Genomic DNA, 23961 nt, shown 5'->3' with positions numbered 1-23961 from the left:
AGTCCGCGGTTCGTGTGTCGGGTTATGCCCTGCGGGCTGATCCGACCTACGCATCATTGACTTCATATTTTCCGTGCTTTCCGTGGCCATTTTTTACGGAGAAACTTATGAGCGGATGGTTCATGGTGACGTTGGTCGGCGCGGACCGGGCCGGGATCGTGGCCAAGGTGGCCTCGGCCCTGTTCGAGGGCGGGGCCAACCTCGGCGAGGCCTCGATGATGCGCCTGGGCGGCAACTTCACCATCATGCTGATGGTGAGGTTCGGCGGCAGTGTGAAGCAGCTGCAGTCGCTGCTGGACAACGAGGCCGAATCACTCGGTCTGCGTCTGCATGTGGACCGGATCGAGGGCGGTCTGCATCGGCACCATATTCCGGATGTGCGGGTGACCGTCTACGGCGCCGACCGCGCCGGGATCGTTGCCCAGGTCACTTCGGCCCTGGCCGAGGCGGGCCTGGATATCACCGATCTGCAGTCCGACGTCGGCGGCAGCGAGACCGAACCGCTCTATGTCATGACCATCGAGGGTCGGGCCCGCGAGGGCATCGAGGCGCTGCGCTCGGCGCTGGAGATCGTGCATCGCGAGGGCATGGACGTGGACATCGAGCCGATCGAGACGCTGATCGGGTGAGGCAGCGTTTACCCGGAACCCAAGCATGGCTGTTTTTGACATCCTGACCTATCCCGACGAGCGCCTGAAGCAGGTCTCCGAACCGGTGGCCGCGTTCGATCAGTCGCTGCGTGACTTCATCGCCGATCTGGAACAGACCCGCCGCACCGGTCCCGGGGCGGTGGGCATCGCCGCGCCGCAGGTGGGACAGTTCATCCGGGTGGTGATCGTGGATGTGTCGCAGATGAAAAAGCCGGTGCCGAATCACGGCTACCTGGTGCTGGTCAATCCCGAAATCACCGAGTGGGAGGGCTATGCCCTGGGGCGGGAAGGCTGCCTGTCGGTGCCGGACTACACCGGCAACGTGATCCGGGCCGAACGCGTCCACCTGGAGGCGTGCGATCCCGACGGCAATCCGCTGACCTTCGACATGGAGGGGTTCGAGGCACGCGCCGTGCAGCACGAGATGGACCACCTGGACGGGCTGCTGTTCCTCGACCGGCTGGTCAGCCGGCGCAACGACCTGTTCCGGCGCAAGGTGTACAAAAAATCCTGAGAGCGCCACGGAATACACGGAAAATTGCGTGTAGACAATGCCGGCCTGTTGCCCGGCGCGCAGCGTCGGGGCAACATATTGATATTCTCATGTCCGTGTTTTCCGTGTTTTCCGTGTATTCCGTGGCGCTCTTGAACTTCATTTCTCCCCACCCTTCACCCCCGCGGTGATGACGAACCGCAGCGCATCCTCCATCGGCATGTCCACCGGCTCCAGCCGGTCGCGGTTGATCAGCAGCGTGTAGCCACCGAGCTGGTAGCTCATGGGCAGGTAGACCAGCACCCGCTGGCTGTCGCCGCCCTCCGCGTTGTTTGCCAGCTTCGGATCCGGGTCCGTGACCAGGCCGATCACTTCGGTATCATCCCAGAGCCTGACCTTCACCGGTCGCCCGGTGTCCTGACGGTCCTGCATATGGGCAACGAAATCGGTGAAGTCGCTGATGGTGGAGTAGAGCGTCTTGATGATGGGAATTCGGCGGAACACGGCGTCGTTGAGCCGCAGCAGCAGCTTCATCAGCGGCAGCCGCACCACCAGGCCGATGATCGTGATGACGATCAGGGCCAGCACCAGTCCGGTGCCCGGCCAGTACCAGCCCTCCGGCAGCAGCAGCCGTACTGCCCGCCCCATGATGCGTTCCGCGCCCATGGCGAGCAGCCAGGCCAGGTAGAGGGTCAGGGTCACCGGCAGCACGGTCGCCAGGCCCTGCAGGAATGCCTTGCCGATCTGATTCATAAGCCGTTCCTCCGCTTGCCGGCGATGCCCGGTCGAGCCGCCCGTGGGGCCGATCATACCCATCCCGCCGCCCGCGAGACAGCCGCCGGGGTCACGTTCTGCTGAGTTGAATCAATGCGTTTCCGCCGCTATCTGCTATATCTGACAGAAAACAGGCCGCCGGGAGCCGCCAGCATGGCTTGAAATGTTCCCGTTGCCGCCCCATCTGTAGGGTAATCAGAAATCAGGCGAGTGGAGAGACGAAAATCATGCGGATGGACAAGCTGACCAGCAAGTTCCAGATGGCGCTGGCCGACGCCCAGAGCCTGGCCGTGGGCCAGGATCACCAGTTCATCGAACCGGTGCATGTGCTGATCGCGCTGCTGGACCAGGAGGGCGGTTCGGTCCGCCACCTGCTGACCCAGGCCGACGTCAATGTCAACCTGCTGCGCTCGCAGCTGGGCGAGGCACTGGAGAAACTGCCCCGGGTCGAGGGCAGCGCCGGCGAGGTGCACATCTCCAACGATCTGGGCCGGCTGCTCAATATCACCGACAAACTGGCCCAGCAGCGCAAGGATCAGTACATCTCCAGCGAGCTGTTCGTGCTGGCCGCGGTCGAGGACAAGGGCGCGGTCGGCGAACTGCTGCGCAAGGCCGGTGCCAGTAAGGGACTGCTCGAGCAGGCCGTCGACAACATGCGCGGTGGCGCCAGGGTCGACGACCCGAATGCCGAGGACCAGCGCCAGGCGCTGGAGAAATACACCATCGACATGACCGAGCGGGCCGAGCAGGGCAAGCTGGATCCGGTCATCGGCCGCGACGACGAGATCCGCCGCACCATCCAGGTGCTGCAGCGCCGCACCAAGAACAACCCGGTGCTGATCGGCGAGCCCGGCGTGGGCAAGACCGCCATTGTCGAGGGCCTGGCCCAGCGCATCGTCAATGGCGAGGTGCCGGACGGCATCAAGGGCAAACGCCTGCTGTCCCTGGACATGGGCGCGCTGATCGCCGGGGCCAAGTTCCGCGGCGAGTTCGAGGAACGCCTCAAGGGCGTGCTCAACGACCTGGCCAAGCAGGAAGGCCAGGTCATCCTGTTCATCGATGAGCTGCACACCATGGTCGGCGCCGGCAAGGCCGAGGGCGCGATGGACGCCGGCAATATGCTCAAGCCCGCGCTGGCTCGCGGCGAGCTGCACTGCGTGGGTGCGACCACCCTGGATGAATACCGCAAGTACATCGAAAAGGACGCCGCCCTGGAACGTCGGTTCCAGAAAGTGCTGGTCGATGAACCCAGCGAAGAGGACACCATCGCCATCCTGCGCGGGCTGAAGGAGAAGTACGAGGTCCACCACGGGGTGGAGATCACCGATCCGGCCATCGTCGCCGCGGCCACCCTGTCGCACCGCTACATCACCGATCGCCAGCTGCCCGACAAGGCCATCGACCTGGTCGACGAGGCCGCCTCGCGCATCCGCATGGAGATCGACTCCAAACCCGAGGAGATGGATCGTCTGGAGCGGCGCATGATCCAGCTCAAGATCGAGCGCGAGGCGCTGAAGAAGGAAAGCGACGAGGCGTCCAGGAAGCGCCTGACCACGCTGGAGGAGGAGTTGGTTCGGCTGGAGCGCGAGTTCTCCGACCTGGAGGAGATCTGGAAGGCCGAGAAGGCCTCGGTCCAGGGCACCCATCATGTCAAGGAGGAACTGGAGCGCGCCCGCAAGGAACTGGAGACCGCCCAGCGTGCCGGGGATCTCACCCGCGCCGGCGAACTGCAGTACGGCAGGATCCCGGAGCTGCAGAAGCAGCTGGACCTGGCCACTCAGGCCGAGATGCAGGAGATGAAACTGCTGCGCAACCGCGTCACCGACGAGGAGATCGCCGAGGTGGTCTCCAAGTGGACCGGCATCCCGGTGTCCAAGATGCTGGAGGGCGAGCGCGAGAAGCTGCTGCGTATGGAGGAAGCCATCCGCGACCGCGTGGTGGGCCAGGACGAGGCGGTCAAGGCCGTCTCCGACGCCATCCGCCGCTCGCGCGCCGGCCTGTCGGATCCCAACCGGCCCAACGGCTCGTTCCTGTTCCTGGGTCCGACCGGTGTCGGCAAGACCGAGTTGACCAAGGCACTGGCCAATTTTCTGTTCGACACCGAAGAGGCCATGGTGCGCATCGACATGTCCGAGTTCATGGAGAAGCATTCGGTCGCGCGCCTGATCGGCGCCCCGCCCGGCTATGTCGGCTACGAGGAGGGCGGCTACCTGACCGAGGCGGTGCGCCGCAAGCCCTACTCGGTGATCCTGCTCGACGAGGTCGAGAAGGCGCATCCGGACGTGTTCAACGTGCTGCTGCAGGTGCTGGACGACGGGCGCCTGACCGACGGCCAGGGCCGGACCGTGGATTTCCGCAACACCGTGATCGTGATGACCTCCAACCTGGGCTCCGAGCAGATCCAGCAGCTGTCCGGCGAGGAGAACTACGACCGGATGAAGTCCGCCGTGATGGAGGTCGTGGGCGGCTACTTCCGGCCCGAGTTCATCAACCGCGTCGACGAGGTGGTGGTGTTCCATCCGCTGGGGCGCGAGCAGATCCGCGAGATCGCCAACATCCAGATCGATTACCTGCGCGCGCGCCTGGCCGACCGCGACATGGAGCTTGCGCTCAGCGATGCCGCGCTGGACAAGCTGGGCGAGGCCGGTTTCGATCCGGTCTACGGCGCCCGGCCGCTCAAGCGCGCCATCCAGCATCAGCTGGAGAACCCGCTGGCCCAGCATATCCTGGCCGGCGAGTTCGGTCCCGGGACCCGTATCGAGGTCGATGTGCGCGACGGCGAACTGGACTTCCACAAGACCGACAAGCAGGCCGCTTCGGCGGCCTGATGGCCGGATGTGTGCGGCATAGGTGAAAACTGCTTATGCGGCGGCGGACCCGACGCGCATTTGCGTCATTGCCGTAGGATGGGTGAAGCAAAGCGGAACCCATCATTGCCTGAGAAGCGATGGGTTACGCTGCGCTTCACCCATCCTACGGCGTCGGATTGTTTCAATAGATTTACCTGTCCGGACTTGATTTAGATCAGCGCAGGGTCTATCTAATATCTATACAGTTTGAACCTGGAAATGGTTGGAACTGTGAGACTCCTCCACCTGATACTGGTGACATTACCTCGCCAAGTCAGGCGTGCCCCGTGTCCCCCGCGGGGCTTTTTTTGTCTTGAGTGAGGAGTGAGGGGGGTGTCTTGAACCCGTTGCTGTCCCCGGCGTAAGGTGCCGGTATGATCAAGCCGGACTATCATGGCGGCAGCCTGGTGAACCTGATGCAGAGCCTGCGCGCCGCGCTGGGGACGGGCGGGTCGGATGCATGCCTGCCGCTGACCGGGCTGGACCTGAAGGAACTGGCGGCGGCCCGTCACATCCTGCTGGTCGTCATCGATGGCCTGGGCGAGAACGTACTGCGGCAGTTCCCCGATTCCAGCCTGGCCCGGGCCTCGCGCCGTATTCTGACCTCGGTGTTTCCCACCACTACCGCCAGCGCCATCACCAGCCTGCTCACCGGCCGGCCGCCGCGTCAGCATGCTGTGACCGGCTGGTTCCAGTGGCTGCGCGAGGCCGGGGTCGTCGCGACCATTCTGCCCTTCGTAACCCGGGCCGGCGGCGTGGATCTGCGCAAGCTGGGACTGTCGGTGCCGCAGGTGATCGACACCCGTCCCTTCCTGGCCGATGTCGAGCGGACCTGCCGTGCCTGGCTGCCCGAGGCCATTGTCAATTCCCCCTACAGTACCACCCTGACCGCGCCGGCCGTCCGCACCGGCTATGCCTCGCTGGAACGACTGGGCGAAGGCCTGGTGCAGCAGCTGCGCCTGCAGCCGGAACCGAGCCTGACCTGGATCTACTGGCCGGAACTCGACAGCTGCATTCATCATGAGGGCGTGGCCAGTCCCGCGACGGCGGTGCTGTTCGAGGCGCTTGATGAGTGGTGGGTCGGGTTGACGCGGGAGTTGGCCGGCACCGATAGCCTGGTGCTGTTGACCGCGGATCATGGCCACATCGATACGGCTGCGGATCGTCATGTGCGCCTGGAGCAGCATCCCGAACTGCGCGACTGCCTGACCCTGCCGTTGTGCGGTGAGCCGCGTGCGGCCAGTTGTTATGTGCGCCCGCGTGCCCGGCAGCGTTTCGAGGACTATGTCACCACCCAACTGGCCGGGTATTGCACCCTGCTGCCGGCCGCCGATCTGGTGGCGCAGGGCTGGCTGGGGCCGGGCGAGTCGCATCCGGAGCTCGACAGCCGCCTGGGCGATTATGTGCTGCTGATGAAGGACAACTATGTCATCAAGGATACCCTGGGCGATGAAAGGCCTTTCAGCTTCGCCGGTGTGCACAGCGGTGCGAGTCGGGAGGAGATGGAGGTTCCGCTGATCGTTCAGCCGTGCGGGTGATGTGGACAGCGGCCCTGATCCGGGTCGGTCCTTATCAATGAAATCATTGTGTTATACAGTCCTGCGGCAGCAATCCCAGCCGCCGTTAAAGCCTGCGGCCGGCCGGCCGTTAAACTCGGTAGACCCGCAGACCGCAGAGTAATCGCAATGGATATCAATGGCAGTGGCAGCAGCGTGATCGAATCCGTCATGCGCACGGCGGCTCCCGACACGGCCAGTGCCGTGAAGACGCTGAACAAGGCCGGCGAACTCCAGGCGCAGAGTGCCCGACAGCCGGTCGAGTCCGCACCGGAACCCGTCGCCCCGGAGCGCCCGGCCCCGGATCCCGAGGCCCGGGTCGGTCGCAATCTCGACGTCAGGGCCTGACCGTAGGATGGGTGGAGCGAAGCGCAACCCATCTTTTCCCGAGTGATTGAGGGGTTGCAGCGTCAGCGCCTGCCCCCATCCTGCATTTCCGTATTCATTCAATCCTTGCCAGCACCCGGTCCAGCATCCGGGTCGACAGCAGCCGTTTCAGATACCCGAACAGATATGTCGGCACGGTCACGTAATAACGCGGCCGCGGGCGTGGCTGTTCCAGAGCCAGGACCAGCTTGTCCAGCACCGCTTCGGGGCCCAGGGTGAAGGGTGCCGCCGGCCCCGCCCGGGTCAGGCGCTCCAGCACGGCGGCATAGGCCGCCCGGTGGGCGCTGTGCTCGCTGTCGATATGCTCGCGAAAGCGGGCCAGGGCGTTGGCCCGGAAGTTCGAGCGGATCGGGCCCGGTTCGATCAGTACGCAGTGGATGCCGCTGCCCTGCAGCTCCAGCCGCAGGGTGTCGTAGAAGCCTTCCAGCGCAAACTTGCTGGCGTTGTAGGCGCCGCGCCAGCGTAGCGCGACCAGCCCCAGTACCGAACTGTTCTGGACGATGCGGCCTTCACCGTGGCGGCGCATGGCGGGAATCAGGGCATTGGTCAGTTCCAGGGTGCCGAAGACATTGGTCTCGAACTGCCGGCGCAGTGCCTCCCGCGACAGATCCTCGACCGCGCCGGGCTGGCCGTAGCCGGCATTGTTGAACAGGCCGTAGAGACGACCGTCCGTGCGCGACAGCACCTCCTCTGCTGCTGCCCGGATGGAGGTGCTGTCGTCCAGATCCAGCTGCAGCGCCTCCAGGCCCTGAGCCTCCAGGCGTGCTGCATCTTCCGGTTTGCGCGCTGTCGCGAACACCCGGTAGCCGCGTGCCTGCAGCCCGGATGCGCAGTGTTCGCCGATGCCGCTGGAACAGCCGGTGATGAGGATGGGGCGGTTGCTGTTGTCTTTCATAGGTTATCCAGTGTCGGTCGGGGCGCGATCCGGTTTTCCGTCATCCCGGCGAAAGCCGGGATCCAGACACCGCTGTGGTCACTGGATTCCCGCCTTCGCGGGAATGACGGCTTTTTCGGTACTGTCGTCAATTCTTCCCGATCGTTGTGAGATTACGTCAGCAACACTGCAATGATGCCGGTAATGAAGATGCCGTCAAAGGTGCCGGCGCCGCCGATCGAGGCGATGGGAGTGGCGAGCCGGCGAATATCCCCCAGCCGCAGCAGGTCGGCGCCGACCAGCACCCCGAGGGTGCCGCCGATGTAGGCCAGCGGCGCGGCCTGTTCCAGGTCGATCAGCAGGGCGACCAGTGCAGCCGTGACCGGGGCGATGAAGATGGGCATGCCGATGCCCAGTCCGGCCACCGGCCGGCTGAAGGCGAAACTGATCAGGCTGACGGCGGCCACGGCCAGCAGGGCAGCGCCGAGGCTGACCGGCTGGGTCAGCAGCAGATAGAGCGAGAAGGCGACCGGGATCAGGCCGCCGCCCACATTGACTGCGACCAGGGTGGTGCCGGTGAAGGCCGGCGGGTGACGCAGAAAGCCGTGCGCCCACCAGCTGCGCGGCAGCGGTTCCACCCGGCCGGTATCGATGCGCGCCAGGGGCAGATTGATCAGGCTGCCCAGGATGGAGGCGGTGAGCAGGATGAAACCGCCGGCAGGCGACAGGCCCAGTTTGTCGAAGGCGAGCGTGAGCGCGCCGACCTGGACCACCGCCAGCAGCAGCAGGAGCAGGAACAGAAAGGGCAGCAGGTGCAGCGGCATCAGGCCAGCCGGCGTTCGCGCAGGGCCGTGGCCAGCAGCGGTGCAAGCGGAATCACGTTGCTCGGGTGCGGGATGCTGTCAGTGCTCCAGACCCGGTGGATGCCGGCGGCCCGCAGCCGCTCCAGGGCATCGCCGGCGAACAGCGCATGGGTGAGGGCGGCATCCACCGAGCGCGCGCCGCGGGCCAGTATTGCGGCAGCGGTCTCGGCCAGGGTGTGGCCGGTACTGGCGATATCGTCGATCAGCACCACCTCGCGGCCGCTGAAGTCGCGCTCCGGCAGGGTGATGCGGACCTCCCGGTCGCCGCGACGCAGCTTGTGTGCCAGCGCCGCCTCGGCGCCGGCGGCCTGGGCGGCCTGGTCCAGCCACTGGGCGGATTCCTCGTCCGGTCCCAGCAGCAGCGGGTTCTCGCACCGGCCGGCGATGTAGGCGCCCAGCAGACCGGCGGCCGACAGGCTCAGCGCGGGTTCGACCGGTACGGCGTCGGCCAGATGATGCACCCGGTGCAGGTGCGGATCGACCGTGATCAGGGCGTCGATCTGGCCGGCCAGCCAGCGGCCGATGTGGGTCTGGCTGATGATCTCGCCGGGCTGGAAGGCCGTGTCCTGGCGCATGTAGCACAGGTAGGGCGCGACCAGGGTGATGTGCTGCACGCCGGTGGCGCGGGCGGCGGCGGTGACCAGCTGCAGCTCGACCAGCTTGTCATTCGGATAGTGCAGGCTGCGGTAGAGGAGCAGCCGCCGCGGCAGTTCCGCCGGCAGCCGCAGCCGGGATTCGCCGTCGGGAAAGACGTGGCGGTCGATGGCCGCGTGTTCGAGGCCGAGCGTTTCGGCCAGTGCTTGTGCCTGAGTTTGGCTGTCGGGGAAGCTCAGCAGCAGGGGTGTGCTCAACATCAGCTCCATTGCGAAATTTCATTGGCCACGGAAAACACGGAAAGCACGGACACTCCAATGATCAGCAACGTAGGTCGGGTTAGCCCGACAGGGCGTAACCCGACACTGGGCCGCGGTTGTGTCGGGTTACGCTGCGCTAACCCGACCTACATCTGGATTCCCGCCTTGGCGGGAATGACGGGAAGAAGGATAACCACAGTTTCCTTGATTATTGAAGTGTCCGTGCTTTCCGTGTATTCCGTGGCCGAAGTCAATTGAACGGCTCGATCTGGGCCGGCGGCGGATGATCGCCAAGGCTGTAGCCCGAGTCCCGTTCGCACAGCTGGCGGGCGAACTCGAAATCGGCCTTGACCTCGGCGTGGACGCGATACAGCGGCTCGCCCGCGCGCACCCGATCACCGACCTTGACCAGCAGATCCACGCCGGCACCCTTGCCCATGGGCGCGCCGGCCAGGCGGGCGATGCGGCCCAGGCGGTAGTTGTCGATGGCGGTGACGATGCCGTCCTCCCGCGCCTTGATCTCGAAATTCAGCGGTCCGGGTTCCAGGTCGGCCTCGCGGGCGCCCTGGGCGGCGATAATGGCCTGAAGCTTTTCCAGCGCCCGGCCCGATTCCAGGATGTCGCGGGCAATGGCGTAGCCGAAGCCGCCGCGCACGTCGGGATCGAATTCCAGGATGCGCCCGGCCAGGTGCAGGGACTTCTGACGCAGATCGGCCGGGGCGTCGGGATCGTTCTCCAGCACCTGAAGCACGTCGCGCACCTCCAGCACCGGGCCGATGCCGCGCCCGACCGGCTGGCGGCCGTCGGTGATGACCACCTCCAGGTGGATGCCCAGGTGATCGCCGACGAATTCGAACAGCTTGCGCAGCGCCAGGGCCTGGCGCATGTGCCGGACCTTGGCGGTGGGGCCGACCGGGATGTCGATCAGCAGGTGGGTGGAGCCGGCGGCCAGTTTCTTGGACAGGATGGAGGCCACCATCAGGCCCTGCGAGTCCAGTCCCAGCGGGCGTTCCACCGAGATCAGGATGTCATCGACCGGCGCCAGGTGCGCGGTGCCGCCCCAGGCCAGGCAGCCGCGGTGCTGGTGGCCCAGGTGGTACAGCGCCTCGGGCGAGAGCTCGACGTTGGCCAGCACCTCCATGGTGTCGGCGGTGCCCGAGGGCGAGGTGATGGCGCGGCTGGAGGTCTTGGGGATGAGCATGCCGTGGGCGGCGATGATGGGTACGACCAGCATCGAGGTGCGGTTGCCGGGAATGCCACCGATGCAGTGCTTGTCGGCGACCAGCGGCTCCTCCCAGTTCAGCCGCTCGCCGGTCTCGAACATGGCGCGGGTCAGATACAGGATCTCGTCGCGGTCCAGTCCGGTCTGGCCGGAGGCGACCAGGAAGGCGGCCAGTTCGGTCTTGGAGTAGAGATGGTCGTTGATGTCGCGGGCGATGGCGGTGAAGTCCGCTTCGCCCAGGATCTCGCCGTTCATCTTGCGCCGTACGGCCTCCATCGAGCGCGGCGGCTCGGCATGGGCGGCGCTGACCCGGGCGCCGGCCTCGGCGCCGAACTGGGCGAAGGCCTGCTCCGACAGCCCCAGTTCGCCCGGATCGACGATGGCCTCGTCATCGACCACGTTGAGCACGGCCAGGATGCGGTGCTCGCCATGGCGGATCTGGATCTTGGACAGGGCCTGGAAACCCTCGGCCCGGTAGACGTGGCAGTCGCGGTGCAGATAGGCGACGTTCTCCCGGTAGGTGTCGATGGCGACCCGTTTCAGGGCCAGTTCGCCATTGTGCACCGGGCTGGCTTCAACCTTCTGTTTATTCATGCGTCCTTCCCGCTTGCGCCGGCACACATTGTAACCGATCCGCCCCGGCTCGGGTGCTGCGCCGCCCGCGTACGGCACGCATTTCCGCGCTCAAGAATACCCGGCGGGGGGCGATACAGGGTCAGGGACCGATGGATTTGTGGGTAAATCAATAAATTCATCGAATTCATATAGTTGAAGGGACCCAGGGAGACGGCCGCATGGGCCTGTCCAGGCTGGACACAGGGAACTGCCCGAATAATCCGGTCCACTGGCCCGCCCGCATGGGCGCGGGCCCCGTCCTGCTGTGCTTGATTTGACGCTACCCCGGAGAAACAGACAGTGGATCTCGCGACACTCATCGGTCTGATCGGCGCCATCGGCGTGATCACGGCGGCGATCTTCGTCGGCGGCAGCGCGCTGATCTTTCTCAATGTGCCGTCCTTCCTGATTGTGATGGGCGGCACCATGATGGCCGTGCTGGTGAAATTCCCCCTGGCGCATTTTCTGGGCGCCTTCAAGGTGGCGCTGAAGGCCTTCGTGCACAAGAGCGAGGACCCTGCCGATCTGATCCGTGAGGGCGTAGCCCTGGCCAATGTGGCGCGCAAGGAAGGCGTGCTGGGCCTGGAGAACCAGGAGATCAACAACCGCTTCCTGCGCCGCGGCATCAATTTCTGCGTCGACGGTCACGAGCCTGAGTTCGTGCGCAGTATGCTGAACAAGGACATCGACCTGACCATCGAGCGCCACGAGCGCGGTCAGGCCATCTTCAAGGCGATCGGCGATGTCGCGCCGGCCATGGGCATGATCGGCACCCTGATCGGCCTGGTGCAGATGCTCTCCTCCATGGACGATCCGAAGAAGATCGGTCCGGCCATGGCCATCGCTCTGCTTACCACTCTCTACGGTGCCATCATCGCCAATGCCATCGCCCTGCCCATCGCCGACAAGCTCGAGCACCGCACCATGGAGGAGCGGTTGAACAAGCAGCTGATCCTGGAGGCGATCAACGGCATTCAGGAAGGTATCAATCCCCGGGTCATGGAAGAACTGCTCAAGACCTATCTCCCGCCGAGTCAGCGGGAAGAGGAAGAGCAGGAAGCGGCCTGACAGGCGATTTGAGGCCAGGGGGCAGGTTGGATGGATACGGCAGCGTCAAGGAAGAAGAAGAGCGCAGGCGCACCCGGCTGGGTGATGACCTTCGCCGACCTGATGTCGATCCTGCTGTCCTTCTTCGTGCTGCTGCTGTCGTTTTCCGAGATGGACGTGGCCAAGTACAAGCAGATCGCCGGCTCCATGCGCGAGGCCTTCGGCGTACAGCGCAAGTACCGGGTCAAGGAGCCGCCCAAGGGCATCAACGTCATCGCCAAGGAATTCAGCGCCGGTCGGCCGGACCCGACGCCCTTCAACGTCATGGAGCAGATGACCACCGACGAGATGAAGCGCAATCTCGATACCGGTGACAAACGGCTCAAGAAGAGCGACGGCGCCGAACAGCACAGCGACAGCGGCAAGGACGCTGCCGACCGCCACCGTGACGACGCGCTCAAGGCACCCGATGACCAGCTGGTGGTGATGCCGAAGGCGGAAGCCGAGGAAATCATCAAGGCGCGCGAGCGCGCCGAGCGTCGCCAGCGGCTGGAACAGACAGCGGCGCAGATGCGGGCGGCGCTGGCAAAGGAGATCGAAGGCGGTCAGATCGACATCGAGACCGAGGACGAGAAGATCGTCATCCGTATCCGCGAGAAGGCTTCCTTCGCCTCCGGCGGGGTGGATCTGCGCGACAGCTTCCGGCCGGTGCTGGTGCGGGTGGCGCAGATTCTGCAGGATACCCCGGGCCGGATCGCCATAGTGGGGCATACGGACAATGTGCCCATGGCCGAGGGTCTGTTCCGATCCAACTGGGATCTGTCGGCAGCGCGGGCGGTCTCGGTGCTGCATGGCATGCTGGAATCGGTACAACTGGATCCGGCGCGCTTCTCGGTGCAGGGCGCAGGCGAGACCCAGCCGCTGGTGGACAACGACACACCCGCCAACCGGGCCCGCAACCGCCGGGTGGAGATCATTCTGAAGCAGGGCGAGGACCTGGAGGCCAGCCATGGCATCAGCAGCGGGCTGGTGCCGGTGCCGGATGCTTCCGCAGGCCCGCAGTCCCCGGAGGCCGGGGCTGCGGCACCGGCCGGGGAAGCGTTGCCGGAACCGGCAGCGCAATCCGAGCCCCTGGTGCAATCGACAGCCGGAGTGGCGGAACAGGAAGAGCAGTGACTATGGAACACGAAACCATAAAGTCCGATGACCGCCGCGAATACTTCCGGCTCGATGACGAGGTACTGCTGGATTATGCGCGGGTCGACGAGACGCAGATCGCCGCGCTGCGGGAGCGGATCTTCGACCGGATCGTGGATCGCTTCACCGTGGCAGCGACCTTCGCCACCAGTTCGCGCACCATGTCGCGGATACTCAGCAGCTTCTCCGCCGGGCAGCCGGACCTGGCGCGATACCTCAAGATGATGGATCAGAAGCTCAATCAGCTGGCACGCCTGTTCGTGATCGAGGAGATGAACGCCGGTGAGCACTCGGTCACGCAGGTCAATCTGAGTGCGGGGGGGTTGGTTTTCCCTTCGACCACCGAATTCAGTCCGGACGACATGCTGCAACTGCGCCTGGCCCTGCTGCCGGCCATGACGGGTATCCTGGCAATAGTGCGCGTGATCTATTGTGAACGCAGCGCCCAAGGCAACGGCCTGCCCTGGCAGGTGGCGGTGGAGTACGAATATATCCGGGAAAGTGATCGTGACCTGATCGCCAGCCACATCATGGCGCGTGAGGCGGAACGGCTGCGCGAACGTCGCGAGCAGGAACAGGAAGGCGGTAACGGAGAATGAAACTGCCCGGCGACATCCCTGTCGCCGGGTGAACCATCTCAGAATATGGCCAGGATCTGGGCCGAGATGCGGTCATCCATGCCGTCCAGGATCTGGTTGGCAGGATGCGATGAGGGCAGGTTCGGGGCCTCCGCCTCGCGGAACTCATAGTTCAAGATGAGGCGGGTCTTCTTGTTGAAGAAGTACTGCGCCCCCAGAGTGAGGGTGTCGAAGCGGCGTTCGGCCGGATCCGTGTCCGTGGCCCGGTTGAAGCGGTCGTAGCGGATGTCCAGTTCGATGTCCGGCCGGATCTTGTAGCCGAAATCCAGATACCAGCCGTCGGCCTCGTCTTCCGGCAGTACGTTCAGGCTGGCGCGGGACAGGCCGTTGTTCGACAGGGCGCCGACCACGGCGCCGCCGTCGCTGCCGTTGCGGATCATGCCGTCGGCCACGATGTATTCCGCTGCCGCCCGGTATTTGCCGTTCAGGTAGGTGGTGCCCACACCCCAGCGCTTGCGCTCGAAATCCTCCTCGACGTCATCGGCGGTGCTGTCCGTGCCCTGGGCCAGGGTAAGGGTGCGATCACCCTGCTGGTACCAGACAAAGCCCTTCCAACCCTGCCGGCGCGGGCCCTTGCCGCCGAAGACCTTCTCCGTGGACAGGTACAGGTAGATGTCCTTCTCGTTGTTGTTGTCGGATCGGGCCAGGCCGTTGCCGTTGCCGACCATCACGGCATAGGAGTGCTCCCAGTCGTTCTGACGGAAGGACTGGAACAGCTGGATGCCGATGTCGCGGAAGGCCCCCACCGGGCCGTTGGGGCCGTTGGGGTCATTGGGGGCGCTGCCGTCGGCGTCGATATAGCGTTCCAGCAGTACGCCGTCGGTGACACTGGTGAAGTTGACATAGTCGAACACATGGATCGCCTTCAGGCCTTCTTCCGATCCCGGTGTCTTGAACTGGCCCACCCGGACCCGCGCGGCATCGAAGTGATTGAAGGTCACGCTGGCGTCGGTCAGCTTCAGGCTGCCCAGGCCCCCGCCGGGCTTGGTGATGCCGTTGTTGCCGGCCTCGACCAGGAAGAAGTAGTTGGTGTTGCTGTCCAGCGGAAAGCCCTGGCCGCGCAGGCCCAGACGGGCACGGCGGATGTTGAACTGGGAACTGGCGTCCCGGTCCGGGCCGATGGTGTTGAAGATGGCGTCCTGGCCGCTGAACGGGCCGGCCTCGAGTTTGGTGCCCTCGGTGTACTGGAACTCCGGTTGGATGAAACCCCAGATGCGGGCACGTTCGGCCGCGCCGGCCGGTTCGGTGCCCTGGAGCATGAGCCAGTTGGCGGCCTGTGACGGCAGGGCGGCAGCAAGTCCGGTTGCCGCGATCACGGCGGCAAGGCATGTTCTGGTGTTATACATGTGAATCCTCCCTCTGGATAGTTATAACTTATGGCTTGATCAGGGTGTAACCCTGGTCGATCAGATCGAGAATACGCACTACGCCGGCGGAGACATGCGTGGCATGCGCATTGAGTGCAGGTTCGTGCCCCAGGTTCTGGGTGTACTTGGCCAGGGTGTTTTCGCAGGCACTGAATCTGACCTGCGCGGATTCGACCAGATTGTCGATGCGTCCGGCATTGACGTTGTCATCCAACAGCAGCCGCAGGCCTGGTCCGAAGGCGACGATCTCGACGTCCACCTTGTCAGGTCCATAGTGCTTGACCAGATTGCCGGCCACATTCAGCACCAGGGTCTGCTTGAACGGGTCAGGGTCGCTGATCTGCAGCACCACGTGCTTTTCGGCGAAGGGTTTGTCCGGATTGCCTGCGGCCAGGGCGCCGGTGGACAGCAGGCCGAGGAGCAGGGCGGCCCACAGTCTGAGATGCCAGGGTTGTTTGGATATCACGGTAGCCTCCTGATGTGTGATGGGTGATGGGCAGCGTGGCTACCCGTTTTCCTAGAGCGGTGCCGGTGAGGCTTTATTCCATCCGCCGGGTCTGCCAGGTGACGGTGAAAAAAAATTGAATAAAACGGCCGCGCGGTGCATCTACGGGTAAGGATGAAGATTGTCAGCAGAATCTGTACCACCCTGGCCGTGCGCGAGCGCGTGGGCGGCAGCCGTGGCCGGCTCTACAAGGTCGCCCTGGCCTGGACCGGGGACCGCATGCTGGCCGACGACCTGGTGCAGGAGGCCATCGCCATCGGCCTGAGCAAGGGGCATCAGCTGCGCGATCTGGAGAAACTCTATCCCTGGCTCTACAGTATCCTGAACAATTGCTGGCGCCGGCATCTGCGCAGCCAGCAGCCCGATTCTGGCTGCGAACCCGATTCCCTGGCCTGCGAAACGACGCTGGAGCAGCAGGTCGAGCGTCAGCGGATCGTGCAGGACGTGCGCCAGGCCGTGTTCCGCCTGTCGGTCGGGCAGCGCGAGGTGATCTCGCTGGTTGACCTGGAAGGCTTCAGCTATGCCGATGTCGCGGAAATACTGGAGATCCCGATCGGCACGGTCATGAGTCGGCTCAATCGGGCGCGCAAGGCGCTGCAGCAGACGCTGCGGCGCATGAATCCCGAGGTCGAGCCGGACGTGGCGTTGTTGCGGAGAGTACGATGAAGTCCGAGCGTTTTACCGATTTTGATCTGCACGCCTATATCGACGGCGAGTTGGCCGCCGATCGCAAGCAGGCGCTGCTGGAAGCCATGGAATGCGATGGGGCGCTGGCCTCCCGGGTGTGCGAACTGCAGCGGACCAAGCAGTGGATGCAGTCCGCTTTCGAGGATGCCGAGCCGCCTGCCGAGCGTTGCGAGGTCAGTGCGAAGCACTCGCGCTGGGTGTCGCGATGCGGAATGGCAGCGTCGGTGCTGCTGCTGCTGGCCGCCTTCGCTGCCGGCTGGCTGGCGCGCCCGGTGCAGATGCCGGATCTGTACAGCGCCATGATCGAGAACATCGAAACCAGCGGCTATCGGGTGGTGCTGCACATCGACGAGGCCGACCCGCGCAAGTTCGAACAGGTGCTGCTGCAGTCGGAGCGGCTGCTGGGTGAATACCGGGACCGGGGTATCCAGGTCGAGATACTGGCCAACAGTTCCGGGCTGGATCTGCTGCGGGCGGATACCTCGCCCTATGCGCAGCGCATCGCCAGTATTCTCAATCGGTATGAGAATTTCCGCCTGGTTGCCTGCAATAACGCCGTTGATCGGCTGCGTGAGTCCGGTATCACGCCGGTGTTCTTCGAAGGGACGCGCACGGACGAGAGTGCGGTCGAACACGCCGTGCGCCGTCTGCGTGAGGGCTGGTCCTACATCAAGGTCTGATCCCGGGTTTTCCCTGCAGTTCGTCCTGCAGGGCATCGGTTGGGCTGAACGCGGTGAAGCCCGACCTGTATAGCATCTAAGGAACCTCTGATTAATTCACTTAACCTCGTCATTGCGAGCGAAGCGAAGCAATCTCGTACAGCAGGATCAATCGCTTGGAGATTGCCACGGCGCTACGCGCCTCGCAATGACGGATAAATCAGAGGTTCCCTAAGGGCTGCAGGCTCAAACCTCCACCGCGGCCAGCTGTTCCTGCCGCTTCTCCTCCTGCTGCAACGCCCACAGCCGGGCATAGACGCCGTCCTGCCCGAGCAGTTCGGTATGGGTGCCGCTTTCCACGATCCGCCCCTGCTCCATGACCAGGATGGTGTCGGCGTCCATGATGGTGGACAGCCGGTGAGCGATCACCAGGGTCGTATGCTCGGCCGCCAGCTGGCGCAGCGAGTCTAGAATCACCTGCTCCGATTGCGAATCCAGGCTGGAGGTGGCCTCGTCGAAGATCAGGATGCGCGGGCCCTTGAGGATGGCGCGGGCGATCGCCACCCGCTGCTTCTCGCCGCCCGACAGCTTCAGGCCGCGCTCGCCCACCAGGGTGTCGTAGCCCCTGGGCAGCTGGGCGATGAAGTCATGGATGTTGGCGTGGCGGGCCGCTGCAATGATCTCCTCGCGGCTGGCCTCGGGCCGGGCATAGGCGATGTTGTAGTAGAGGGTGTCATTGAACAGCACCGTGTCCTGCGGGACGATGCCGATGGCCCGGCGCAGGCTGTCCTGGGTGACGCGGCGGATATCGGTGCCGTTGACGAGCACGCGGCCGCTGTCGACCTCGTAGAAGCGCAGCAGCAACCGTGCCAGGGTGGACTTGCCGGCCCCGCTCGGGCCGACCACCGCGACCTTGCGTCCGGGCGGCACCTCGAAGCTGACCTGGTGCAGGATCGGCCGCTCAGGGTCGTAGCCGAAGCTGACCTGCTCGAAGCGCACGCCGCCCTGGCCGGGGTCCAGTTCGACGGCGTCGTCGGCATCGCGGATTTCCGGCTCGGTATGCAGCACATCGAAGATGCGGCGCAGATCGGTCAGGGCATGCTTGAGCTGACTGTAGACGATGCCGAGAAAGTTCAGCGGGATGAACAGCTGCAGCAGAAAGGCGTTGACCAGCACCAGGTCGCCGATGCTCATGCTGCCGGCGACCACGCCGCGTGCGGCCATCACCATGATGACGGTCACGCCGACGGCGATGATGCCCGACTGGACCACGTTCAGCGCCGACAGCGAGGTCTGGCTCTTGACCGCGGACTCCTCCCAGTCGGCCAGGCTGTGGTCGTAGCGCGTGAGCTCATGGCGCTCGTTGCCGAAGTATTTCACCGTCTCGTAGTTGATCAGGCTGTCCACGGCCTGGGTGTTGGCCATGGAGTCCATCTCGTTCATGCGCACCCGGAACTGCATGCGCCACTCGGTGATCCAGAAGGTGAACAGGATGTAGATCACCACCGCGCCCAGGGTCACCACGGCGAACCAGGGGCTGTACTTGCCCAGCAGGATGGCGGTGATCATCAGCACCTCCACCAGGGTGGGGATGATGTTGAACACCATGTAGTTGAGCAGCGAACTGACCGCCCGCGTGCCGCGATCCAGGTCGCGTGACACGCCGCCGGTCTTGCGCTCCAGGTGATAGCGCAGGGACAGCCGGTGCAGATGCTCCAGCACCCGCACCGAAACGCTGCGCATGGCGCCGTGGCGGACCCGGGCATAGACCGAGTCGCGCAACTCGTTGAACAGGGCGGTGCTCAGGCGCAGCAGACCGTAGCCGACCAGCAGGGCCAGCGGCAGGGTCAGTTCGGTCGTGGTGCCCGCGTCCAGGCTGTCGACAATGCCCTTGAGCACCAGCGGCACGGCCACGTTGGCACCCTTGGCCAGAATCAGGAAGCCCAGCGCCAGCGCCACCCGCCCCCGGTACTGCCACAGGAAGGGCAGCAGGGATTTGAGGGTCTTCAGGTCGCTGCGCCGGGTCTCGGGCAGCTCGGTGGCGCGGGCGTAGGTGCGCATACTTTCAACCGGTTGGGATCGATCCGGCCATTGTGGCAAAAACCGGCTTCAGACAACAGTTTGCCCGGCCGATCAAAGGGGTATACCGGTAGCACAGATTCCGACGGAGACAGCAATGAAACCCACCCCCGAACAGATCCGCAGCGCGCTCGCCGCCGCCGAAGCCATGCGCGAACGCGGCGAGGACCCGGACGCCCTGGCGCTGACCCTGCTCTATCTCAAGCGTCACTGCGAGCGCCTGGAACCGGTGTTCCTGCATGCCGAGCGTTTTGTCGGCTTCGGCCAGGACGAGGGCGAGCACCGCCAGCTGGTGCGGGCCATCGAGGCGGCCCGACGCGGCGAGGCGAAGGAGGCGGGCGCGGACACCCAGGACTTCGGCCTGACCTCCTCGGCCTGATCCGCTCCCCCTAGCCCCCGGAATGCTTGACTTTTCGTGGAACAGGCCCCATGTTTCACGCCAGCGCTGTCCCGGCGCGAGCCGGTTTTAACTTGTTGATTTTGTTTGGGGTGACTCAAGATGCCGATCTATGAATATCAGTGCACCAAGTGCGGGCACGAACTGGAGAATCTGCAGAAGATCAGTGATCCGCCATTGACCGACTGCCCGGAATGCGGCGAAGCGGCCCTGCAGAAGCTGGTCTCCGCGGCCGGCTTCCGGCTCAAGGGCGGCGGCTGGTACGAAACCGACTTCAAGAGCGGCAGCAGGAAGAACGTTGCCGAATCCTCGTCCAACTCCGAGTCCTCGTCCAAGCCCGAGAAGAAGGCCGCCGGCGGCTGCGGCTCCGGCGGCTGCGGCTGTCACTGAACCCCTTCGCCAGACCGGTCCGGTTCTGGTCCGGACCGGTCCGTTTCCTCCCATATCTCCCTGAATTGTCCGTCCCGCTCCGGGGCCGCGGCTCGGTTGCGTCCCTTCCGGGGAGGCCGTAACATTGCCGCCTTTCACGCATCTGTCAGAGGTTTGCCACCCATGAGTGCCATGCGTTCCCACATGTGCGGGGAGCTGAACGAGACCCATATCGACCAGGAGATCCGGCTGTGCGGCTGGGTCCATCGCCGGCGTGACCATGGCGGGGTCATCTTCATCGATCTGCGCGATCGCAGCGGCATTACCCAGGTGGTATTCGACCCGGACACGCCGGATTCCTTCCAGGTGGCCGAGCGGGTGCGCGGCGAATACGTGCTCCAACTCGCCGGCCGGGTGCGGCGCCGGCCCGAGGGGACCGAGAATCCCGACATGCCCACCGGGCAGATCGAGGTGCTGGGGCAGACGCTGACCATCCTGAACGCGGCCGAGACGCCGCCGTTCCAGGTCGACGAGGACGAGATCAGCGAGGAGTTGCGGCTGCGCTATCGTTATATCGATCTGCGCCGGCCGGAGATGTTCGAGCGCCTGCGTCTGCGCAGCGAGATCACCCGGCGGCTGCGCTACTTCCTCGACGAGCACGGTTTCCTGGACGTGGAAACGCCCATGCTGACCAAGACCACGCCCGAGGGGGCGCGCGACTACCTGGTGCCCAGCCGCACCCATCCCGGCCACTTCTTCGCCCTGCCGCAATCGCCGCAGCTGTTCAAGCAGCTGCTGATGATGAGCGGCATCGACCGCTACTACCAGATCGTGCGCTGCTTCCGTGACGAGGACCTGCGGGCCGACCGTCAGCCCGAGTTCACCCAGCTCGATATCGAGACCTCGTTCCTCGACGAGGACGACATCATGGGCCTGATGGAGGCGATGATCCGCCAGCTGTTCGCCCAGGTGCTGGAGGTCGCGCTGCCCGATCCCTTCCCGCGCATGACCTATGCCGAGGCCATGCAGCGTTTCGGTTCGGACAAACCGGACCTGCGCATCGGGCTGGAGCTGGTCGACGTGGCCGATCTCATGAGTGAGGTGGAATTCAAGGTCTTTGCCGGTCCGGCGAGTGATCCCATGGGGCGGGTGGCTGCGTTGCGCCTGCCGCAGGGCGGTGAACTGACCCGCAAGGAGATCGACGACTATACGAAATTCGTCGGCCGCTACGGGGCGAAGGGTCTGGCCTATATCAAGGTCAATGATGTCGCCCAGGGCCGCGAGGGTCTGCAGTCCCCGATTCTCAAATTCCTGCCCGACAGTGCCGTGCAGGGCATCCTCGAGCGCACCAATGCCGAAAACGGGGATCTCATCTTCTTCGGTGCCGACAAAGCCACCGTTGTCAACGAAGCCCTGGGCGCGCTGCGGGTGAAGCTCGGCCATGACCGCGGCCTGGTCGAGCACGGCTGGCGACCGCTGTGGGTGGTGGACTTCCCCATGTTCGAGTGGGACGAGAAGGAGGGCCGCTGGTTCTCCCTGCACCACCCCTTCACCTCGCCCAAGGAAGCGCATCTGGAACTGCTGGAGTCCGACCCCGGCAGCTGCCACTCGCGCGCCTACGACATGGTGCTCAACGGTACCGAACTGGGCGGCGGCTCCATGCGTATCTACCGTCCGCAGGTCCAGGCCGAGGTGCTGCGCATCCTCGGCATCGGTGAGGAGGAGGCGCGCGAGAAGTTCGGCTTCCTGCTGGACGCGCTCAAGTACGGCTGCCCGCCGCACGGGGGGCTCGCCTTCGGCCTGGACCGGCTGGTGATGCTGATGACCGGTTCGCCCTCGATCCGCGATGTCATGGCCTTCCCCAAGACCCAGACCGCCAGCTGCCCGCTGACCCAGGCCCCGGGCGAGGCCGGCGAGCGCCAACTGAAGGAACTCGGCATCCGCCTGCGCAAGCCGCCGGCGGCCGCGGGCGGCGAAGCGGCCGGGTAGTGGTTCTGTCGGATAGTTTCAAGGATTAACGCAGAGGCGCAGAGACGCGAAGGTCGCAAAGACAGCATTCAATATCTGAATATTGAAGTGCTCTGCGTTCTCTGCGTCTCTGCGCCTCTGCGTTGACAGCACTCAGGCAAACCGCTCCACCACCTCGTCCACCGGGATCAGTTCCGCGTCCCTGCTTCGTCCCGCCTTGTACTCGACCATCCCGTTCTCCAGGTTGCGGTCGCCGACGATGATGCGGTGCGGGATGCCGATCAGTTCCATGTCGGCGAACATCACCCCGGCGCGGATGTCGCGGTCGTCGAACAGTACGTCGATGCCGGCGTTGCACATGTCCAGATACAGCTTCTCGGCGGCTTCGCGCACCGCCTCCGACTTCTTCATGTTCATCGGGCACAGGGCCACCCGGAAGGGGGCGATGGGTTCGGGCCAGAGGATGCCGGCCTCGTCGTGGTTCTGCTCGATGGCGGCGGCGACCACGCGCGAGACGCCGATGCCGTAGCAGCCCATCAGCATGACGGTTTCCTTGCCGGCCTCGTCCAGCACGGTGGCGTTCAGCGCCTGGCTGTACTTGGTGCCGAGCTGGAAGATGTGGCCGACCTCGATGCCGCGGACGATGGCAAGCGTGCCCTTGCCGTCCGGGCTGGGATCGCCGGCGACCACGTTGCGCAGGTCGGCGGTCTCGGGTTCCGGCAGGTCGCGGCCCCAGTTCACCCCGGTGAGGTGCTGGTCGTCCGCATTGGCGCCGCAGACGAAGTCGGCCAGCTGCGCGGCGGCATGATCGACGAGGGTCCTGATTGTCAGGCCGACCGGGCCGATGGAGCCGGCACCGGCGCCGGTGGCGGCCCGGATCGCCTCATCGGAGGCGAAGGTCAGGGGCGCGGCGATGCCGGGCAGCTTCTCCGCCTTGATGGTGTTGAGTTCGTGGTCGCCGCGCAGGACCAGGGCGATGACCTCGTCCGCCTCGCCCTGGACCAGCAGCGTCTTGACCGTCCGGGCCGGCTCCACCCCCAGGAACCGGCTGACGTCCTCGATGGTGTGCTGGCCCGGCGTGTCGACCGTCTGCATCGCCTGCGTCGGCGCCGGGCGGCCGCCGGCCGGCGGCAGCGCTTCGGCCAGTTCCACGTTGGCGGCGTAGTCGCTGGTGTCGGAGAAGGCAATGGCATCCTCGCCTGATTCGGCCAGGACGTGGAACTCATGCGATACCGCGCCGCCGATCGAGCCGGTATCGGCCTGCACCGGGCGGAAGTCCAGGCCCAGGCGCTGGAAGATGCGTGAGTAGGTCTCGAACATGACCTGGTAGGTCTCGGCGAGCGAGGCCGCGTCCAGGTGAAAGGAATAGGCGTCCTTCATCAGGAACTCGCGTGCCCGCATCACGCCGAAGCGCGGGCGGATCTCGTCGCGGAACTTGGTCTGGATCTGGTAGAAGTTCACCGGCAGCTGCTTGTAGCTGCGCAGTTCGCGCCGGGCGATGTCGGTGATGACCTCCTCATGGGTGGGACCGAAGCAGAACTCGCGCTGATGGCGGTCATGCAGGCGCAGCAGTTCCGGGCCGTACTGGTCCCAGCGCCCGGACTCCTGCCACAACTCGGCCGGCTGCACCGCCGGCATCAGCAGTTCCAGCGCGCCCGCGCGATCCATCTCCTCGCGCACGACGCCTTCCGCCTTGCGCAGCACCCGCAACCCCAGCGGCAGCCAGTTGTAGACCCCGGCGGCGAGCTTGCGGATCATGCCGGCGCGCAGCATCAGCTGATGGCTGACGATCTCGGCATCGGCGGGGACTTCCTTCAGGGTGGAAAGCGGAAAGCGGGAGGTGCGCATGTCGGTGTCCGGGCTGGTGGAGAAAGGCCGGATTGTAACGGCTGGGGCGGGGGGCGTGAAGCG

General features: G+C 65.0%; 22 protein-coding genes. 13 read left to right on the top strand and 9 right to left on the bottom strand.

Features of this window, described 5'->3' with window-relative positions:
- Window positions 1-107: 107 nt before the first annotated feature.
- Window positions 108-629, top strand: a complete 522-nt coding sequence (locus tag CFK21_RS12840) for a glycine cleavage system protein R (protein ID WP_096367029.1) — start codon at window positions 108-110, stop codon at window positions 627-629.
- A gap of 25 nt (window positions 630-654) precedes the next feature.
- Window positions 655-1164 carry a peptide deformylase gene (def, locus tag CFK21_RS12835; RefSeq protein WP_096367028.1) on the top strand — a complete coding sequence of 170 codons (510 nt, stop codon included), beginning with the start codon at window positions 655-657 and terminating at the stop codon, window positions 1162-1164.
- A 138-nt stretch (window positions 1165-1302) separates the two neighbouring features.
- Here def and CFK21_RS12830 read toward each other — a convergent pair whose 3' ends face one another.
- On the bottom strand, window positions 1303-1896 hold the full coding sequence (locus CFK21_RS12830) for a DUF502 domain-containing protein (RefSeq protein WP_157745682.1): 594 nt from the start codon (window positions 1894-1896) through the stop codon (window positions 1303-1305).
- A 248-nt stretch (window positions 1897-2144) separates the two neighbouring features.
- Between CFK21_RS12830 and clpB the strand changes: the two genes are divergently transcribed.
- From clpB to CFK21_RS12815, 3 genes are all read left to right on the top strand, one after another.
- Window positions 2145-4745, top strand: a complete 2601-nt coding sequence (gene clpB / locus CFK21_RS12825; RefSeq protein ID WP_096367026.1) for an ATP-dependent chaperone ClpB — start codon at window positions 2145-2147, stop codon at window positions 4743-4745.
- Window positions 4746-5140: 395 nt separating this feature from the next.
- Window positions 5141-6304 (top strand): alkaline phosphatase family protein, encoded by a 1164-nt coding sequence (locus CFK21_RS12820; protein ID WP_096367025.1) that lies wholly within the window; start codon window positions 5141-5143, stop codon window positions 6302-6304.
- A 147-nt stretch (window positions 6305-6451) separates the two neighbouring features.
- Window positions 6452-6670, top strand: a complete 219-nt coding sequence (locus tag CFK21_RS12815; RefSeq protein WP_096367024.1) for a hypothetical protein — start codon at window positions 6452-6454, stop codon at window positions 6668-6670.
- A 94-nt stretch (window positions 6671-6764) separates the two neighbouring features.
- Here the strand turns inward: CFK21_RS12815 and CFK21_RS12810 are convergent, their stop codons facing one another.
- The 4 genes from CFK21_RS12810 to CFK21_RS12795 form a co-directional block, all read right to left on the bottom strand.
- Window positions 6765-7604: an SDR family oxidoreductase gene (locus tag CFK21_RS12810; RefSeq protein WP_096367023.1), complete on the bottom strand. Its 840-nt coding sequence runs from the start codon at window positions 7602-7604 to the stop codon at window positions 6765-6767.
- Window positions 7605-7756: 152 nt separating this feature from the next.
- Window positions 7757-8407, bottom strand: a complete 651-nt coding sequence (locus CFK21_RS12805; protein ID WP_096367022.1) for a DUF1614 domain-containing protein — start codon at window positions 8405-8407, stop codon at window positions 7757-7759.
- On the bottom strand, window positions 8407-9300 hold the full coding sequence (locus CFK21_RS12800; RefSeq protein ID WP_096367619.1) for a ribose-phosphate diphosphokinase: 894 nt from the start codon (window positions 9298-9300) through the stop codon (window positions 8407-8409). Before CFK21_RS12800 ends, CFK21_RS12805 begins: the two co-directional genes overlap by 1 nt.
- A gap of 250 nt (window positions 9301-9550) precedes the next feature.
- Window positions 9551-11116 (bottom strand): thymidine phosphorylase family protein, encoded by a 1566-nt coding sequence (locus CFK21_RS12795; RefSeq protein ID WP_096367021.1) that lies wholly within the window; start codon window positions 11114-11116, stop codon window positions 9551-9553.
- Window positions 11117-11437: 321 nt separating this feature from the next.
- Between CFK21_RS12795 and pomA the strand changes: the two genes are divergently transcribed.
- From pomA to CFK21_RS12780, 3 genes are read left to right on the top strand one after another with little or no spacing between them, the layout of a single operon-like run.
- A complete protein-coding gene (pomA, locus tag CFK21_RS12790; RefSeq protein ID WP_096367020.1) occupies window positions 11438-12205 on the top strand; it encodes a flagellar motor protein PomA in 768 nt (255 codons plus the stop codon).
- Window positions 12206-12235: 30 nt separating this feature from the next.
- Window positions 12236-13360 carry a MotB family protein gene (locus CFK21_RS12785; RefSeq protein WP_096367019.1) on the top strand — a complete coding sequence of 375 codons (1125 nt, stop codon included), beginning with the start codon at window positions 12236-12238 and terminating at the stop codon, window positions 13358-13360.
- Between the two features lie 2 nt (window positions 13361-13362).
- Window positions 13363-13980, top strand: a complete 618-nt coding sequence (locus tag CFK21_RS12780; protein WP_096367018.1) for a PilZ domain-containing protein — start codon at window positions 13363-13365, stop codon at window positions 13978-13980.
- Window positions 13981-14018: 38 nt separating this feature from the next.
- Here the strand turns inward: CFK21_RS12780 and CFK21_RS12775 are convergent, their stop codons facing one another.
- The gene (locus tag CFK21_RS12775; RefSeq protein ID WP_096367017.1) at window positions 14019-15365 is read right to left on the bottom strand and encodes a porin; all 1347 of its coding nucleotides are present in this window, start codon (window positions 15363-15365) and stop codon (window positions 14019-14021) included.
- 28 nt (window positions 15366-15393) lie between these two features.
- Window positions 15394-15852: a DsrE family protein gene (locus CFK21_RS12770; protein WP_231971516.1), complete on the bottom strand. Its 459-nt coding sequence runs from the start codon at window positions 15850-15852 to the stop codon at window positions 15394-15396.
- A 153-nt stretch (window positions 15853-16005) separates the two neighbouring features.
- Here CFK21_RS12770 and CFK21_RS12765 point away from each other — a divergent pair, with 153 nt between their 5' ends.
- Together CFK21_RS12765 and CFK21_RS12760 are read left to right on the top strand one after the other, a co-directional pair.
- Window positions 16006-16557, top strand: coding sequence for an RNA polymerase sigma factor (locus tag CFK21_RS12765; RefSeq protein ID WP_096367016.1), 552 nt, complete (start codon window positions 16006-16008; stop codon window positions 16555-16557).
- Window positions 16554-17258, top strand: a complete 705-nt coding sequence (locus CFK21_RS12760; protein WP_096367015.1) for a hypothetical protein — start codon at window positions 16554-16556, stop codon at window positions 17256-17258. Before CFK21_RS12765 ends, CFK21_RS12760 begins: the two co-directional genes overlap by 4 nt.
- A 225-nt stretch (window positions 17259-17483) precedes the next feature.
- Here the strand turns inward: CFK21_RS12760 and CFK21_RS12755 are convergent, their stop codons facing one another.
- On the bottom strand, window positions 17484-19298 hold the full coding sequence (locus CFK21_RS12755; RefSeq protein WP_096367014.1) for an ABCB family ABC transporter ATP-binding protein/permease: 1815 nt from the start codon (window positions 19296-19298) through the stop codon (window positions 17484-17486).
- Between the two features lie 115 nt (window positions 19299-19413).
- Between CFK21_RS12755 and CFK21_RS12750 the strand changes: the two genes are divergently transcribed.
- From CFK21_RS12750 to aspS, 3 genes are all read left to right on the top strand, one after another.
- The gene (locus CFK21_RS12750; protein WP_096367013.1) at window positions 19414-19695 is read left to right on the top strand and encodes a hypothetical protein; all 282 of its coding nucleotides are present in this window, start codon (window positions 19414-19416) and stop codon (window positions 19693-19695) included.
- A gap of 120 nt (window positions 19696-19815) precedes the next feature.
- Window positions 19816-20103: an FmdB family zinc ribbon protein gene (locus tag CFK21_RS12745; protein ID WP_096367012.1), complete on the top strand. Its 288-nt coding sequence runs from the start codon at window positions 19816-19818 to the stop codon at window positions 20101-20103.
- A gap of 171 nt (window positions 20104-20274) precedes the next feature.
- On the top strand, window positions 20275-22071 hold the full coding sequence (gene aspS / locus CFK21_RS12740; protein ID WP_096367011.1) for an aspartate--tRNA ligase: 1797 nt from the start codon (window positions 20275-20277) through the stop codon (window positions 22069-22071).
- Between the two features lie 132 nt (window positions 22072-22203).
- Here the strand turns inward: aspS and CFK21_RS12735 are convergent, their stop codons facing one another.
- Window positions 22204-23898 (bottom strand): proline--tRNA ligase, encoded by a 1695-nt coding sequence (locus CFK21_RS12735; RefSeq protein ID WP_096367010.1) that lies wholly within the window; start codon window positions 23896-23898, stop codon window positions 22204-22206.
- Window positions 23899-23961: the final 63 nt, after the last annotated feature.

This window comes from Thiohalobacter thiocyanaticus, from assembly GCF_002356355.1.
GTDB lineage: Bacteria > Pseudomonadota > Gammaproteobacteria > Thiohalobacterales > Thiohalobacteraceae > Thiohalobacter > Thiohalobacter thiocyanaticus_A.
This window is presented reverse-complemented; position numbering and strand designations above follow the sequence as displayed.